The 16,419-nt window shown below is 64.4% G+C and carries 16 protein-coding genes; 9 read left to right on the forward strand and 7 right to left on the reverse strand.

Going from position 1 to position 16,419, the window contains the following annotated elements; all coding sequences use genetic code 11:
• Positions 1–18: 18 nt before the first annotated feature.
• Entirely contained in the window at positions 19–1,596 is a 1,578-nt protein-coding gene (locus LJ362_RS12870; RefSeq protein ID WP_264799455.1) for a hypothetical protein, read from the reverse strand.
• Complete coding sequence (locus tag LJ362_RS12875) at positions 1,593–2,663, reverse strand: glycosyltransferase (RefSeq protein ID WP_264799456.1); 1,071 nt, start codon at positions 2,661–2,663, stop codon at positions 1,593–1,595. The genes LJ362_RS12870 and LJ362_RS12875 overlap by 4 nt, the downstream gene beginning before the upstream one ends.
• A 385-nt stretch (positions 2,664–3,048) precedes the next feature.
• Between LJ362_RS12875 and LJ362_RS12880 the strand changes: the two genes are divergently transcribed.
• The 5 genes from LJ362_RS12880 to LJ362_RS12900 all read left to right on the forward strand — a co-directional run bounded on the left by LJ362_RS12880 (position 3,049) and on the right by LJ362_RS12900 (position 7,371).
• Entirely contained in the window at positions 3,049–4,017 is a 969-nt protein-coding gene (locus LJ362_RS12880) for a methionine ABC transporter ATP-binding protein (protein ID WP_264799457.1), read from the forward strand.
• Positions 4,017–4,691 (forward strand): methionine ABC transporter permease, encoded by a 675-nt coding sequence (locus LJ362_RS12885; protein WP_264799458.1) that lies wholly within the window; start codon positions 4,017–4,019, stop codon positions 4,689–4,691. Before LJ362_RS12880 ends, LJ362_RS12885 begins: the two co-directional genes overlap by 1 nt.
• 161 nt (positions 4,692–4,852) lie before the next feature.
• Positions 4,853–5,689, forward strand: coding sequence for a MetQ/NlpA family ABC transporter substrate-binding protein (locus LJ362_RS12890; protein WP_264799459.1), 837 nt, complete (start codon positions 4,853–4,855; stop codon positions 5,687–5,689).
• Between the two features lie 255 nt (positions 5,690–5,944).
• Positions 5,945–6,745: an NAD(P)-binding domain-containing protein gene (locus LJ362_RS12895; RefSeq protein ID WP_264799460.1), complete on the forward strand. Its 801-nt coding sequence runs from the start codon at positions 5,945–5,947 to the stop codon at positions 6,743–6,745.
• 62 nt (positions 6,746–6,807) lie between these two features.
• The gene (locus tag LJ362_RS12900; protein WP_264799462.1) at positions 6,808–7,371 is read left to right on the forward strand and encodes an antibiotic biosynthesis monooxygenase; all 564 of its coding nucleotides are present in this window, start codon (positions 6,808–6,810) and stop codon (positions 7,369–7,371) included.
• Between the two features lie 97 nt (positions 7,372–7,468).
• Here LJ362_RS12900 and LJ362_RS12905 read toward each other — a convergent pair whose 3' ends face one another.
• Entirely contained in the window at positions 7,469–9,238 is a 1,770-nt protein-coding gene (locus LJ362_RS12905) for a formate--tetrahydrofolate ligase (protein ID WP_264799463.1), read from the reverse strand.
• A gap of 159 nt (positions 9,239–9,397) precedes the next feature.
• Here LJ362_RS12905 and LJ362_RS12910 point away from each other — a divergent pair, with 159 nt between their 5' ends.
• Positions 9,398–10,147, forward strand: a complete 750-nt coding sequence (locus LJ362_RS12910; RefSeq protein ID WP_264799464.1) for a class I SAM-dependent methyltransferase — start codon at positions 9,398–9,400, stop codon at positions 10,145–10,147.
• 46 nt (positions 10,148–10,193) lie between these two features.
• On the opposite strand, the gene LJ362_RS12915 is transcribed toward LJ362_RS12910, so the two are convergent.
• The gene (locus LJ362_RS12915) at positions 10,194–11,342 is read right to left on the reverse strand and encodes an FAD-dependent oxidoreductase (protein ID WP_264799466.1); all 1,149 of its coding nucleotides are present in this window, start codon (positions 11,340–11,342) and stop codon (positions 10,194–10,196) included.
• 51 nt (positions 11,343–11,393) lie between these two features.
• A complete protein-coding gene (locus tag LJ362_RS12920; RefSeq protein ID WP_264799467.1) occupies positions 11,394–12,056 on the reverse strand; it encodes a CueP family metal-binding protein in 663 nt (220 codons plus the stop codon).
• A 117-nt stretch (positions 12,057–12,173) separates the two neighbouring features.
• Here LJ362_RS12920 and LJ362_RS12925 point away from each other — a divergent pair, with 117 nt between their 5' ends.
• Positions 12,174–12,818, forward strand: coding sequence for a YdhK family protein (locus tag LJ362_RS12925; protein WP_264799468.1), 645 nt, complete (start codon positions 12,174–12,176; stop codon positions 12,816–12,818).
• A 6-nt stretch (positions 12,819–12,824) separates the two neighbouring features.
• Here LJ362_RS12925 and galE read toward each other — a convergent pair whose 3' ends face one another.
• Positions 12,825–13,817, reverse strand: a complete 993-nt coding sequence (gene galE / locus LJ362_RS12930; RefSeq protein WP_264799469.1) for a UDP-glucose 4-epimerase GalE — start codon at positions 13,815–13,817, stop codon at positions 12,825–12,827.
• A gap of 266 nt (positions 13,818–14,083) precedes the next feature.
• Here galE and LJ362_RS12935 point away from each other — a divergent pair, with 266 nt between their 5' ends.
• Both LJ362_RS12935 and LJ362_RS12940 read left to right on the forward strand, forming a co-directional pair.
• Entirely contained in the window at positions 14,084–14,224 is a 141-nt protein-coding gene (locus LJ362_RS12935) for a hypothetical protein (protein WP_264799470.1), read from the forward strand.
• A gap of 86 nt (positions 14,225–14,310) precedes the next feature.
• Positions 14,311–14,835, forward strand: coding sequence for a Dps family protein (locus tag LJ362_RS12940; RefSeq protein WP_264799471.1), 525 nt, complete (start codon positions 14,311–14,313; stop codon positions 14,833–14,835).
• A 96-nt stretch (positions 14,836–14,931) separates the two neighbouring features.
• Here LJ362_RS12940 and lhgO read toward each other — a convergent pair whose 3' ends face one another.
• Positions 14,932–16,143 (reverse strand): L-2-hydroxyglutarate oxidase, encoded by a 1,212-nt coding sequence (gene lhgO / locus LJ362_RS12945; protein ID WP_264799472.1) that lies wholly within the window; start codon positions 16,141–16,143, stop codon positions 14,932–14,934.
• Positions 16,144–16,419 lie beyond the last annotated feature (276 nt).

Genomic DNA, 16,419 nt, shown 5'->3' on the forward strand with positions numbered 1-16,419 from the left:
TGGCACCAGTCTATGGCCCTAGGATTCGGACTTACTGGATGCCGCGCTCGACGACGTCGCCGCGTCACGGTCGGGGCCGGTTCCGCTACGTGCGGATCTGCTCATGGTCCGGTTCCGCCGCCACATGGCGATCGCGAGCACGACGGCCAGGGTCAGTCCCAACGCCGGCCAGAACGTGTACCGGAAATGGTTCGCCGGCACGATCGGGAAGTACCCGAAGACGTAGCACAGCGCCGAGGCGGCCAACGTCGTGATCTCGGGCCAGAAGGATCGTCTGTTGACCGTTTCCCCTCGCCGCTGTCGGTGTGCCCGATAGCCGAGGCCGAGCACCACGACGGCCACCAGCGTCCAGAACCAGGGAGCGAACAGCATCGGGAACGAGCCGAGAGCGAAGTCTTCGACATAGGGACGGACGATGTAGTCGGCCTTGGGATCGCCCTGTTCGATGCCGGCACTTGATGCTTCGCCATGCCATTCGGCCGGCCAGTACTCGACTCCGGAGGTGAAGAAATAGTAGGAGAATACGGCGGCGCGGTACTCGGCGTAGCGCAGCGGGTGAGTGATGACATGGTGAAGCCACAGCTGCTTGAGCGCGTCCTGGTGAGCGATCGGCGAGAAGTTCTCTCCGCTCTCGCCTTTGCCGTAGCAGTTCCAATACGAGTCCCAGATCTCGCCCTTCTCCAGGCACTTCTCGCGAGCCGAACTGATGTGGTCGGTGAGTTCCTTCGGAGCCCCGGACTTCTTGAGTTCGGCGTCCGGCACGGAGAACATCACGTCGTCGAGGAAGATCTGTGAGATCTGGCCGGTCTTCGTCACTCCCAACTGCGCATCGATGACCACATCGGTGACTTTGACGCCTCCGCCGATGAGTCCGAGCACGATCAGCGACGAAACCGCCGTCAGCAGAAGCGGGCGTCCCTTCCTCGCGGAAGATGCTGTCGGCTCTGAAGTCTCAGGTGACTCGGAGACCGTCGTGGCTGAGTCTCCCGAACGTCCTCGACGGTTCCGCCACAGCCGCATCAGGCACCATCCGCCGTACACGGCGATCGGCACGACCGCGAACACCGCGTTCTTCCGCACTCCCACCGCGTAGACGAGGAGGGCCAGCGCCGGAAGCCACAGCAGCCATGCCTTCGGGACGAAGCGGGTGATCATGATGAGGACGACGGCGAGCAGGATGGCCACGGCCATCTGCGTGTCCTTCCACAGTGTCGTCATCTGGGACACGACCCAAGGCGTGATCATGATGGTCGGTCCCAAAAGCGACACCCACCTCGGCGCTCCGGACCGGTGGACGAGCACGCCGATCCCCCACGCGGCCGCGGCCAGCAGGCCGACCTGCAGCAGGAGCAGACTGCCCGGATCTCCAGTGATGTCGATGAGGATTCGCCACACCGCACTCATCACCGGCGGATGCCAATCGGAGTACGGGATCTTCCCGGTGGCCTGCAGGTACTGATTGGCGATATCGACGTTGACCCGACCGGGCCAGAACAGGCGCAGGAAGACAAATGACCATGCGACGGTGAAGAGAGCGAGCAGCAGGTCCCATGCCAGCGGGGACGTCAGCCACCTGCGAATAGCAGAACGACTCATGAAGCGAAGCGTGCCCGCACCTGCCGGCTCGGCTTCATCCGTGCTGCGTCGGCAAAGATCTCTGCCGCCGGAGCCGAGAACTCTTCGTCCGCGGGACCGGTCTGTCGCGGAGCCTGACGCTGAGTGACGGGTCGACCGGTTACGGCCGGCAGGCTGAGGTAGACCAGCCGGGAGGTCTCGCGACGAGCCCTGCGCAGACCGTCCAAGGTCAGGCCGACGCTGCCGAGCAGGAACGCCAAGCCCATGAGCGCGGTGGCGAGGATTGCGGTCGGGAACCTCGGTACGAGCCCGGTCTGCCAGAATTCCCACACCACGGGCAGACCGAAGATCAACGACAGGGCGGCGAGCACGGCAGTGAGCGTGCCGTAGAACAGGCGGGGTCGTTCGTGGCGGACGAGCGCGGAGATGAGCCCGAGGATGCGGAACCCGTCCTTGAAAGTCGAGAGTTTCGACTCGCTTCCGTCGGGTCGGTCACGGAAGTCCACGGCCACCTCGGTGGTGGGAAGGCGCAGCGACATCGTGTGCACGGTCAGCTCAGTTTCGATCTCGAACCGGCGGCTGATCGCGGGGAATGACTTGACGAAACGGCGGGAGAACACGCGGTAGCCCGAGAGCATGTCGGAGACTTCGGATCCGAAGAGCCATCCGGTCAGCCGGTTGAACATCTTGTTCCCGGCTTCGTGGCCGGGACGGTAGGACGTGGTCTCCTGATTGTCCTGGCGAACACCGAGCACGTGGTCGTACGGGCCGGAGATCAGGGTGTCGATCATGTCGGGAAGGTGGGCCGCCTCGTAGGTGTCGTCGCCGTCGATCATCACGTAGATGTCGGCGTCGATGTCGGCGAAGGCGCGGCGGACGACGTTGCCCTTACCGGGGACGTTCTCCCTGCGCACGATGGCACCGGCTTCGGCAGCGCGCTGGGAGGTGCGATCGCTCGAGCAGTTGTCGTAGACGTAGACCGTGATGCCCGGGACGGCGGCCTTGAGGTCGCCGACGACCTTGGCGACGGTGATCTCCTCGTTGTGGCAGGGAACGATCGCCGCGATCCTGCTCGATTCTTCGTACATTCACCGGTCCCGTCGTGGAGCTCGTCCGCCCGCCGGATACACCGGGCAAGCGAACCTATTGATCACCCACTGCTACGCCCCGGACATGGACATCGGGTTACGTCGGAGGAAAATGCTGCTGGATTCTGCCCCGACTTCGACCGCCGTTCACCGTCTCGTCACCCCCTGTCGCCGAGGCGGTCATCGGCTTCCGCCCCACGCCCCCAGTGAGTTCTTCGTCACGATCGACTGCCTATGCGTCCTTTTATGACATCCCATGACGACGCCGAGGCGGTTCCTTGTCATCCTGAATCGTCGGCCCTACTGGACCGTAGACCGACCCATCCCCAAATCTCTGCCGTCCACCACCGTGCGCGGCATTCGTCAACCACACGAGGAGGCGCCTGTGATCGAACTGCGCGCACTGCGGAAGGTGTTCGGACAGACCGTCGCCCTGGAGGAGATCGACCTCTCGGTCCCCGCCGGAGAGATCCACGGCATCGTCGGCCGCTCCGGCGCAGGCAAGTCCACGCTCATCCGCTGCCTGACGGGGCTCGAGTCCCCCACCTCCGGGACGGTGTCGATCAACGGCGTCGACCTCACGAACCAGTCCGGTGCCGGATTGCGCGAAGCCCGTCGCAGCATCGGCATGGTCTTCCAGCACGTCAACCTCCTCGACTCGAGCACGGCGCTGAAGAACGTCGCCCACCCGCTCAAGATCGCCGGTGCGCCGAAGGCCGAACGCCTGGACAAGGCCCGTGAGCTCCTCGAGTTCGTCGGCCTCGGCGACCGCGTCGACAACTACCCCTCCCAGCTCTCGGGCGGGCAGAAGCAGCGCGTCGGCATCGCCCGAGCCCTGGCCGCAGAGCCGAAGGTGCTGCTGTGCGATGAGCCCACCTCGGCGCTGGATTCGACGACGACGGATCAGATCCTCGGTCTCATCCGCTCGCTGCGCGACCGTCTGGGCATCACCGTCCTCATCATCACACACGAGATGTCCGTCATCCGCGAGATCTGCGACTCCGTGACGCTGCTCGCCGACGGCCGCGTGGCCAAGACCGGGAAACTCGCCGAGGTCATCGCCGAGCCCGGATCGGTCCTGGCCAAGGATCTCGTCCCCCTGCCTCCGGTCAGCATCGATGACGGGGCGAGCCGCCTCGTCGAAGTGTCCCTGGCCGGCACTGATCTGCCTACCGTGCTCACCGCCGCACGGAATGCCGGAGCGAGCGCCGAGGCGATCCTCGCCGGTGCCGTGGAGACGATCGAAGGCCGCCAGGTCGGTCGGCTGCGCTTCTCCGTCGACTCGGCCGAGCAGGCGAAAGAGCTGATCAGCGCTCTGAAAGCCGATGGAATCTATGCGGAGGAGGCTGCCTGATGAACGATCCCACATGGTTCGACAACCCGGCGATCACCGATCAGATGTGGCCGGCAACCATCGAGACTCTGCTCATGACGGCCTGGTCGACCGGACTCGCCGTGCTCTTCGGACTGCCCTTGGGCATCTGGCTGTTCACCGCTTCGAAGGGCGGGCTGAACTCGAACCCGGTCGTCTATCGGGTGCTGTCCTTCATCGTCGACATCACGCGCTCGATCCCCTTCATCATCCTCATCATCGCGCTCATCCCCTTCGCCCGATTCGTCGTCGGCTCAGCACTGGGCTGGCAGGCGACCGTGGTGTCGCTGACGATCGGCGCGATCCCCTTCTACGCCCGTCTGGTCGAGAACTCGCTGCGCGAGGTCTCCGAAGGCAAGATCGAAGCCGCTCTGATGATGGGGGCCTCAAATGGGCAGGTCGTCCGCCAGGTCTACGTTCCCGAAGCGATGCCCGGTCTCATCGGAGCAGCCACGGTCACCTCGGTGACATTGGTGTCCTACACCGCGATGGCCGGTGCCGTGGGCGGCGGCGGCCTGGGAGCGTTGGCGATCTCCTACGGATACAACCGTTATCAGGGCGACACGATGATCGCGTGCATCATCGTCCTCGTCCTCATCGTCACGCTCATCCAGATCATCGGCGATCGGCTGGCCCGCGCGGTCGACCACCGGTGAGCCGCCTCGGCGGCGTCGATCACGTCCGGCGCGGCGACGGAACTCCGAGTTAAGTGTGCTCAGATTGTCCGAATCGGCGACGAAACCGGCAATCTGCGCACACTTAACGGCCACCATTGCTCATCCCTTTGCACAGCACACATCACACATCAAGGAGAATCATGAAGACCAAGCTCATTGCGATCGCGGCCAGCGCGACCCTGCTGCTCTCGGGCTGCGGACTCGTCGGCGGCGGCACCGATTCCGTCGGTGAGAAGGACGGCGACATCACCAAGCTCACCGTGGGTGCGACCCCGGTGCCGCAGGGCGACATCCTGCGCTACGTGGATGAGAACCTCGCCGAGGATGCCGGCCTCGACATCGAGGTCACCGAGTACACGGACTACACGCTGCCGAACAAGGCGCTCAACGATGGCGACATCGACGCGAACTACTTCCAGCACAAGCCGTACCTCGATTCCGAGGTCGAGGGCCAGGGTTACGAGATCACCGGCTTCAAGCCCATCAACCTCGAGCCCTTCGCGCTGTTCTCGAAGGACATCAAGGACGTGGGTGACATCCCGAAGAACGCGAAGATCGGCATCAACAACGACCCGTCGAACCAGGGTCGCGCGCTGAAGATGCTCGAAGACGCGAAGCTCATCACCCTCAAGGACGGCGTGGACGCGGTCGATGCGAAGCTCTCTGACGTCGAGGACAACCCGAAGAACGTGAAGTTCGTCGAGGCCGACGCCGCACAGCTGGCTCGCACCCTCGAAGACGTCGATGCTTCGGTCATCAACGGCAACAACGCCCTGGAAGCCGGTCTGAGCCCGGCCAAGGACGGCATCCTGCTGGAGAAGGCCGAGGACAACCCGTACGGCAACTTCCTCGCCGTGCGTACGGAGAACAAGGACGACGAGAACATCAAGAAGCTCGACGAGCTCCTCCACTCCCCCGAGGTGAAGAAGTTCATCGAGAAGAAGTGGGCCGACGGCTCCGTCCTCCCCTCCTTCTGACCCTCTATTGCTACCTGACGGCGGCCCAGCAACCTCGCGCGAGGTTGCTGGGCCGCCGTCAGGTAGTTTGGGGCGGAGTTGGTGGGTGTGCGCCACCGATCAACGACGTCCGAGCCCGACGACGGACGACACTTCTTGCAACTCGGCGAAGAGCTTCTTCACAGTCACGAGCCAGACCGCTGACGCTTCGTCCAACAGACGATGACACAATGCGAACAGACGGAAGAACTCGCCTCGTCACTCAAGGGGGAGAACATGAGCACGATCGGAGTCATCGGTGTCGGCGAGATCGCCTCGGCGATGGTCGAAGGGTTGAGCACGGGCACTGCGGCAACAGAGAACGGCGGTGGGCCCGAAACCGGACTGCGGTTCGTGCTCTCCCCGCGCAATGCCGAGCGGGCACGGCATCTTGCCGACACGATTGAGACCGCCGAGGTGGCCGAGAGCAACCAGGAGGTCGTCGATCGCAGCGACCTCATCGTCCTTGCCGTCCTCCCTCGGCAGGCTGCAGGCGTCCTCGGCGCCCTCGACATTCCGGCAGAGAAGACGTTGGTCAGCGCAGTTGCCGGGATTCCGACGGGCGAGCTCTCAGCGCTCCTCCCCCACGATCCGGACATTGTGCGGATCATCCCGCTCCCGGCCGTCCGTGAGCGCAAGGGAGTGACGGCGATGTTCCCCGCCGACGGCGATGTCGAGGCCCTCCTCGACCTCCTCGGCGGATCGGTCACGGCCGCCGACGAGACGAAGTTCAGCACCCTGTCAGCGGTGACGGCAACGATGTCGGCACACTTCGCGTTTCTGCAGACGATCACCGCATGGCTGGTCGACCGGGGGTGGGAGCAGGCCGATGCCGACCACTTCATCCGAGGCCAGTTCGTCGGTCTCGGCACCACGCTCGACCAGTCCGAGGCTCCGATCGCCGATCTCGTCGCCGCGCATGAGACTCCGGGCGGACTCAATGAGCAGGTCAACCGGGACTGGATGGACGACACGAACCGCGCGAACCTAGCAGCCGCACTCGACCGAGTCTTCATTCGGGTGACCGGGGACGCCTGAATTCGGCGCGGCAGTTCCAGGCGGCTGCTGGCGCTCGCGAGCGGGTCTCTATACTCTCCCTTATGCTGCGAACGTCTCCGATCACCGTCTCTATCACCCGCACCGTTCAGCCCGGTCAGCACCGCCGGTTCACCGCCTGGGCCCAGGCCGGGCAGGAACTGGCTCGCGAACGCGAGGGCTACCTCGGATCGGGTTGGGTGCGGACGAGCCCGGACTCCGATGAGTGGCATCTGCTCTATCGTTTCGCCGATGAGAAGACCCTGCGGGCCTGGGATGATTCCGAGGACCGCCGTTGGTGGATCGAAAGCGCCGCCGGACTCGTCGAGACCACCCGCGTCGAACACCGCACCGGTATCGAGGGCTGGTTCGAACCGCAGGGTGAGGAGACCCGGACGATTCCCGAATCCGTCGTCCCACCTCGGTGGAAACAGGCCGTGAGCATCTTCTTGCCGTTCTTCCCCCTCAGCCTGCTCTCGACGTTTCTCCTCATGCCCCATTTGCACAGTTGGCCGACGGTGCTCGCTGTGTTGCTGAACATCTGCATCCTCACACCGCTGATGACCTACATCTTCTTGCCGATGAGCACCCGTCTACTCCGTCCATGGCTGCAGAAACCACGACGCTAGGCACGACAGACCCGCCCATCTGCTACCTGACGGCGGCCCAGCAACCTCGCGCGAGGTTGCTGGGCCGCCGTCAGGTAGTAATTGAGATCGCAAAGGGTCAGAAGAGGCCGGTGATGTTGCCGTCGTCGGTGACGTCGATCTTCAGTGCAGAGGGTTCCTTGGGCAGGCCGGGCATCGTCATGATGTCGCCGGCGATGACGACGACGAAGCCGGCGCCGGCCGACAGCCGCACGTCCTTGACCTCGATGATGTGGTCGGTCGGCGCCCCGCGCAGGCTCGCGTCCGTCGACAGCGAGTACTGGGTCTTCGCAATGCAGATCGGCGCGTCCCCGTAGCCCTCGTCGGCGAACTGCGTGAGCTTTCGTTTCACCGCGGTCGGCAGGTCGACGTCTTTCGCCTGGTAGATCCGCTGGGCGATCGTGCGGATCTTGTCCTCCAAGGGGTCATTGAGCTCGTAAGAGTAGCGCGGCACCGCCCGCTGAGGGCGAGTTCCGGACGAATCGTGCGGTTCTTCGGCTCGATTCTCATCACGAATCGTCCGGAACTCGCCGTCAACACCGGCGGCGGCCTCGACCACTGCCTCGGCCAGAGCCAAAGCGCCCTTGCCGCCGTCGGCCCAGTGCGTCGATTCGACGGCCGCAACCCCAAGACTGTCCAAGTGCGCGATCGCCGCGGCCATCTCCTCGTCGGTGTCCGTGGGGAATCGATTGAAGCACACCACCGGAGTCAGTCCGTAGATCTCACGCAGGTTCCGACAGTGCAGCTCGAGATTGCTCATCCCCTCCAGCACCGCACCAACATCAGTCGAGTTCACATCCTTCACGTCGACCCCACCGTGGTACTTCAGGGCCCTCAGGGTCGCGACGACGACCACGGCCGAGGGCCAGATCCCGGCGGTGCGGCACTTGATGTCGAGGAACTTCTCGGCTCCGAGGTCGGCACCGAATCCGGCTTCCGTGACGACCCAGTCCCCCAGCGCCAGCCCGGCCTTCGTGGCCAGCAGACTGTTGCAGCCGTGGGCGATGTTCGCGAACGGTCCGCCGTGGATGAAGGCCGGCGAATGTTCCAAGGTCTGCACGAGGTTCGGTGCCAGAGCGTTGCGCAACAGCGCAGTCATCGCGCCCGCCGCCCCGATGTCGGCCACGGTGATCGGTTCCCGCCCCCTACTGTGGGCGAGCACGATCCGTCCCAACCGTTCTTTGAGGTCGGCCAACGAGGTGGCAAGGCAGAACACAGCCATGACCTCGCTGGCGACGACGATGTCGAAGGCATCCTCGCGGGGCACTCCTCCGTTGAGTCCGCCGAGTCCGACGACAACTCCCCGCAGTGCTCGATCGTTGAGGTCGACGACGCGGCGGAGATGGATGCGCCGCGGGTCGACGTCGAGGTCGTTGCCGAAGTGGATGTGGTTATCGAGCATGGTCGCGGCGAGGTTGTTCGCCGCCGCGATGGCCGCGAAGTCGCCGGTGAAGTGGAGGTTGATATCTTCCATCGGCACGACCTGCGCGTATCCGCCGCCGGCCGCCCCGCCCTTCATTCCGAAGACCGGACCCATGCTCGGCTCCCGCAGCGCGAGCACGGCCTTGCCGACCTCGGGCTTCGACCGCGCGAGTTCGTTGAGTCCGTCGGCCAGGCCGATGCTCGTCGTGGTCTTTCCCTCGCCGGCAGGGGTCGGGCTCATAGCGGTGACGAGGATGAGTTTGCCATCTGTGGCGGTTTCGGCCGCCTGGTCGAGGATGTCGATGGGCACCTTCGCCTTCGTCCATCCGTGGGGAATGATGTCCTTCGCGTCGAGACCCAGCCCAGCGGCGATGTCGACGATGGGATCGAGCTCGGCGCTGAGCGCAATATCCATATCTGTGGTCATAAGGCCATCATGCCCGTTCCGCGAGATTTTGTGACCATCACCGACCCGAGAATTCGCGCAATGTGCACTCAGTTCCGCCCACCGCAACATCAACCTCGCCGAGGCGGCCCGCCGCCTCATCGCTCGACGGGTGAGAGTCGTGTGCGCGAGGATGGACACATGCGCGCATTCGACGAGCTCGTCACCGAAGCACAGTCCGCCGATGTCACTGGCTGGGGATTCGACTGGCTCGACGGACGCGCCACCGAGGAGCGTCCTGCGTGGAGGTACTCGACGCTGCTCGCCAGGCGGCTGTCGACCGCGACCGCGGCCCTCGACATCGACACCGGCGGCGGTGAGGTCATCGACGAGGCTCCGGTGCTGCCGCCGCGCATGGCGGCGACCGAATCGCACCGCCCCAACATCGCCGTGGCCCGCCATCGGCTCGGTCCGCGTGGCGTCGACGTCGTCGAAGCCGGACCGCACAGGCTGCCGTTCGCCAACGGCAGCTTCGACCTCGTTACCTCTCGACATCCCGTGAGTCCCACGTGGTCGGAGATCAGCCGTGTGCTCGTTCCCGGCGGCACCTACCTCGCCCAGCACGTCGGTCCGGCATCGGCGTTCGAACTCATCGAGTTCTTCCTCGGGCCGCTGCCCGAGAACCGCCGAGCCCGGCATCCCCAGACCGAAAATGATGCCGCCGAGGCGGCCGGGCTCGCGGTCGAAACGCTGCGCAGCGCACGCTGCCGCATGGAGTTCTTCGACGTCGGTGCGATCGTGTGGATCCTGCGCAAGTGCCCGTGGTGGGTGCCCGATTTCGCGGTCGCCGACTACCTTCCGCAGCTGCGTGAACTCGACACTCAGATGCGCGGGGGCGAGTCCTTCGTCGCTCACTCGACGCGGCACCTCATCATCGCATCAAAGCGCTGAGGCAGCCCCGCGCTAAGACACCGAGTCCCCGAGGCGCCCCGCTCGATCACGAAGTCGAAGCGCCACCCACTCGGAAGCGTTCCGGCACCTCGCCGGCCCCTGTCGCGAGGTCGGCCGCGAACTCGCCGAGCAGCGGTGCGAACTTCGCCCCGTGCCCCGAACAGGCCGAGACGATGACGAGACCGTCGACCTCGTCGATGACGAAATCCTCGTTCGGGGTGTTCGTGAACAGGCACGTCGTCTCCGCATACGGTTCCGGAATGAGTCCCGGCAGGTTCCGCTTCGCATAGTCGATCATCCGGGTCCGCATCTCCTCGGTGATCTGTCCGTCCTGGTCAAGAGCCGAATCGATGACCTTGCCACCGTTGAACTGCGCGAACTTCTGCCCCGCGAAGCCGGCATCCCGCCCGCCGGGCAGTCCGTAGGTGAACAACTCACCGGATTTGTGGATGAACGTCGGCCACGGCGTGCTCGGCCGACCGTCCTCATCGGCATCGCGGTAGGGCATGTGGAACGCCTGCTCCTGCCGCACTTCGAATGTCGGCAGCGCCTCAAGAAACGCTTGCGGAAGACCAAGATCGCCGAGGAGGTCGGGCAGCCACCCGCCCGCCGCGACGATGACGCGGTCACCTTCGACAACGTCCCCCGTCGCCGAGGTGACACTGAAGCCGCCCGCGCAACGTCGGGCCACCTCGGTGACCGTCCAATCGGTGAGTATCCGAGCCCGACCGGTGTCCACCGCTCGGTCGAGCATGGTCGTCACCGAGGTCTCGGCATCGATGACGCCGGCGTCGGGGTGCCACAGAACTTCGGTATCGAAGGCGAACTGCGGCCACCGTTCTGCGGCGCGTGCGGGATCGAGGATCTCGTACTCAACGCCGACCTCATCGAAGATCTCGGCGAGCAGATCAGTATGCCGAGCGTCGCCGAAGTCGAGCGCCCCCGTGCGAGTGATCAGCTCAACTCCCGATTTCGACTCGAGCTCATCCCACAGCTCACGAGCGCGCACCACGAGTTCGGTGTACAGACGATCCGGGTAGGCGTAGCGGAAGATGCGGGCCGAACCATGGGAGCTGCCGCGGTCGTTGGCCGGAGTGTGCCGTTCGAGCACCGTGACGTCCTCGCCGCGCGCGGTCAGGGAATATGCGGCTGCGGCACCGGTCAAGCCCGCTCCGATGACGATGTGGTGGGTCATAGCAATGCTCCTGTCGAGTGGGTGACGACGGTCGGCCCGGCTTCCTCGTAACTACTTCAACTTGAGGTCGGTCACGCAGGTGGGCCCATCGCTTCTCGTGGAGAAATCGGTCGTACCGGTCTTGCCCTCGGCGGTGACCTCGATGGTACCGGTGATGCCGGACGGCACCCAGAAGCCGACGAACCCGTTATCGAAGGTCGCCGTCGACTCATCCACCACTGCTTCGCCCGTCTTTGAGTCTGTGATCACCACATCGACGTCCTTCCCGCTCAACTCACCGAGACAGGTCGTGAGGCTGTGGTAGAAGCAGTCGTGCGTCTCATCGACGAAAGGAGCGATGGAGACGTAGCTCTTCCCTTCCGGCAGTGCCATCGTCGCCGCTTGCTGTCCATCGGTGAGAACAAGTTCGTCACGCTGGACCGAGGCCATGAGGTCGGTGGGCCTCTCGTCGACAGGCAGGCGATCGAGTTGATCGATGACTCCTGTGACGTCTTCGTCGGCCAGATCGAGACCCGCAAGCAGCGCTTCGGCCGAACCCGGCTGCACCGCCGCGGACTCTCCTGATGCAGCGGATGACCCGCTACCCGGCCCTGGAGCCGAACACCCGGTCAGTGCTAGAGCCAAAGCCGTCGCACCCAACACGAATTGCGTCGTTCTCATATATCTCCCCATGTCACTACGGGTGCAGAGCACCTCTGTCGTCTTGGCAAGCATACCCTCAAGGGGTATAGGGTGATCGTGGCGGGCCCAAGGAATGGGATGCCCTCAAATGCTCTCATCTTCCGCCGAGCGAATCCGACGCGATCGTCTCACAGAATCAGGAGACCACTCATGAAGAAGCTCACTCCGACCATTCGATTCACTGCAGTCGCCGCAGCACTCGGACTGGCACTGGCGGGTTGCTCAACTGCGAATGACGACACCCGAGGATCCGGCGGCGAGGACTCCCACGGCCATCACGAATCCGCCTCGAATGAAGCAGGCGGGGCCGACCACGAAGATACGGACAGCAGCGAATCCGGACACGAATCGGGTGGCCATAAAGGGCACGCCGCCGACGGCGGCGACCCACCGGAGGGCATCAAGAAAGCCGCCGACCCGAAGTTCGATGTCGGCGACACAGTCGTCCTCTCCGCCGACCACATGCCGGGAATGAAGGGCGCCGAGGCAACAGTCTCCGGCGCCTTCGACACCACGACCTACTCAATCAGCTACACGCCGACCGACGGCGGCGACCCGGTCAAGGATCACAAGTGGGTCGTCCACGAAGAGCTCAAGGACCCGGGCAAGGCACCGCTGAAGAAGGGCGACAAGGCCACCGTCAACGCCGATCATATGCCCGGAATGAAGGGTGCCGAGACGACGATCGACTCAGCGACGGACGAGACCGTCTACATGGTCGACATCAAGACCGATGAGATGGAGATGAAGAACCACAAGTGGATGACCGAGAGCGAGCTGAAGGCCGCAGACTGACGGGGTCTACTTCTGCTCCGGCAGCATCCCGGCCGCATCGACAGCGCTGCGGACGATCTCATCGAGCCCGTACTCGGCCTTCCAACTCAGGAGGGCCGAGATCCGGGTGACGTCGGCGACCAGCGCCGGCGGGTCACCGGCGCGACGCTCGCCCATTTCGGGGACGATGACACGGCCGGTCACCTCGGCGATGGTGTCGATGACTTCCTTCACCGAGGCGCCGGTCCCGGTGCCGACGTTGAACACGGTCTCCGTGGTGCCGCCGGCCTTCATGTAGTCGAGGGCGGCGATATGCGCCTCGGCGAGGTCCTTGACGTGAACGTAATCGCGGATGCACGTGCCGTCAGGGGTGTCGTAGTCGTCGCCGAAGATGATCGGCGCCTTGCCGTCCTTCAGCCGCCCGAGCACGATCGGGATGAGGTTCATGACGGCGGTGTCGGCGAGTTCGCTCCAGCCGGCACCGGCGACGTTGAAGTAGCGCAGCTTCACGGCGTTGAACGTGGTGCCCCGCATCTGCGAGGCGGTGATCTGGTTGTCGATCATCCACTCGCCGATGAGCTTCGTCTGGCCGTACGGGTTGATGGGGCGGCAGTCGAGATCCTCAGGCACCATGTCGACATCGGGCATGCCGTAGGTCGCGGCTGAGGAGGAGAAGACGAGCGATTCGATGCCGGTCGCCTCGACGGCGGCGAGGATGTTCGTCAGTGCCCCGATGTTCTGCCGGTAGTACATGACCGGCTCCTCGACGGATTCGCCGACCTGCTTCTTCGCCGCGAAGTGGATGATCGAGTCGACGCCGTGTTCCTTGATCGCGGATACCAAGCGTTCCTCGGCGTCGGCTGCGGCGAGGTCGAGGTTAACTACGGGCAGGCCCTCGACGCGAGCGTCGATGCCGGTGGAGAAGTCGTCGACGACGAGCACATCGTCTCCGCGTTCGGTGAGCAGTCGCACCACGTGCGAACCGATGTAACCTGCCCCTCCGGTCACCAGAACTGCCATTGACCGCGTCCTCCTTCGTCTCGTCGACACGTCGGTATCAGAATACGCGTTCAGGGGTCCGAGATCAGATTCGGCCTGAAAATCCAGTGGACAAAGCGTCGGAATTCGCCTTCGCCCTGGCCAGACCGAAACCGGCACTGTCACAGTGGGAACGCTTTGCTGGTCATCGGCATCCTCGCCGGAGGGCTCATCGTCATCGACCCCGAGTTCATGGCCCTGATGATCCACCGGCCCGAAGCCCGGCTGACGAACTACCTCGACATCGGTTGAGCGCAGCGATGGGCGTCGTCGCCGGCGCACTCGGCTCAAGCTTCGACAGCGACATCGACCTCAAAACTCTCACGCACGCCCAGCGGCTGCGTTCCCGCGTCTATATCGCCCAGGACGATGAGTCAGGCACATCCTGACGGGGGTTACGCGTCATCTGCGGCAGCGTTATGGTGGTCATAGACTCCGGGTCAACGCGAAACCGGAGAGAACAGGAGCAGAAATCATGACACAGTCAGTGACAGTTCCCGACCCCCACGGCTCAGAGAAGACCACTCGCGAGAACGCCGAGCGCGGCTTCATCGCCTCCGACGCCCTGACCAAGAACCTCCAAACGGTTCTGGTCGACTTCATCGCTCTGAGCCTGACCGCCAAGCAGGCGCATTGGAATATCGTGGGCACGAACTTCCGAGACCTGCACCTCAACCTCGACGAAGTCACGGACATCGCCCGTGCAGGCAGCGATGAGATCGCTGAACGCATGCGTGCCCTCCACTCCGCTCCGGACGGTCGCCCCGCGGTGATCGCCGAACAGACAGGGCTGCCGGAGTTCCCGAACGGAGAGATCAGCACCCACGACGCCATCGACCACATGGTCGCGTCGATCGAGGCAACCGTAGCGTCGATGCGTGACTGCCATGACGAGGTCGACTCGGCGGATCCGACGACCGCCGACATCTTCCACAGCTACATCGCTCAGCTCGAGCAGCAGGCCTGGTTCATCAGCGCAGAGACCCGCACTCCCAAGTGAGTCGGTGCGACTGAGCAGCCGCTCTGGTCTTCGGGCCGCCTCCCCTTCCTCACGGTCGGGCAGGCGGCCCTTCGTCGTCGAGGCCCGCCACCGGCATCATCGCCCGTCGATGATGCCGACGAGGTGTTCGGCAATGGCCAGCGCCGAGGTGGCTCCCGGGGACGGCGCGTTCCTGACGAACAGTGTGGCTCCCGCCCGATCGATGACGAAATCATCAACGAGTGTTCCATCCCGATTCATGGCCTGCGCGCGGATTCCGCGGGTGGCGCGGTGACCGTCGGCTGCGGCGAGCGAGGGAACGTAGCGGGCCGCCTCGGCGACGAATCTCTCGATCGAGAGCACCCCGGGCAGCTCACGGGCAGCGGTGGCCATATTGGCTGCTGCGAAGCGCCAGAATCCGAGGTCGGCGGCCACGGCCAGGGAGTCGGGGATATTGAGGCCGAGACCTCGGTAGCCTTCGCGGGAGAACGAGAGGAAGGCATTGGGGCCGATCATCAGACCGCCATCGATACGTCGGGTGACGTGGACGCCGAGGAAGGGATATTTCGGGTCCGGGACGGGGTAGATGAGTCCGTTGACCGTGTTGCTGTATGCCTCGTCGAGGATGAAGTACTGCCCGAAGAACGGCACCACGGTGGGAGTGCGCTCCTGTCCGGAGCGAGCGGCGAGGCGGTCGGACTGGAGCCCGGCGCAGACGATGACGTGGTCGAATTCCTGGGCGTCGACCGGGGTGCGGACGATGGCGGTGTCACGGGTGGGGCCGCCTCGGTGATCGATGTTCTTGACCGGGGTGGAGAAGCGGACGCGGCCGCCGTGGGCGCGAAAGTCGGCGACGAGGGCGTCGGTGAGGCCGGGGTAGTCGATGATCGCGGTGTGAGGTGAGTGGAGGGCTGCGAGGCCTTCGGCGTTCGGTTCGATATCACGCAGGCCGTCGCGGTCGAGCAGGGCGATGTCGGGGACGCCGTTGGCCAGGGCACGATCACGGATGGCTTGAAGAAGTTCGACTTCTGTGTCGTCGGTGGCGACGACGACCTTGCCGCATTCGTCGAAGGCGACATTGTGGTCGTTTGCGAAGTCGGTCAGGAGCGAGACGCCCCGGCGGCAGAGCGTGGCTTTGAGGCTGCCTGGCTCGTAGTAGAGACCGGCGTGGACGACTCCGGAATTGTGGCCGGTCTGGTGGGCGGCGGGGTGGTCTTCTTTTTCGAAGAGGGTGACGTCGGCGGAGTCGTGGCGGCCCTGGATCTCGCGCGCGACGGCGGCTCCAATGATGCCGGCCCCGACAACTGCCCATCGTATCTTCTTCGCCATGCCTCAACTCCTTCGTCGAATGCCGTCTCTCCTGTCGGTTGAGTCGACTTTAGGCGAGGGCGAGGTGTCTTGCGCGCCCCGTCCACACCGCGGGAGTCGTGACCCTGCCTGTCACCGTACGGTCACGGACGGATTTAGCAGTCACCCGACCGTGTCTCAATCCATGACATAAACGGGCGTACGCAGTGACTCAACTATGACTATGGCAAATTTCAGTTCGTCAGATTGTGCTTCTCCTAGCAAGCCTTTCACCTGCAGATTCATAGAATCACGCAG

This window comes from Brevibacterium sp. JSBI002 (assembly GCF_026013965.1).
Lineage (GTDB): Bacteria > Actinomycetota > Actinomycetes > Actinomycetales > Brevibacteriaceae > Brevibacterium.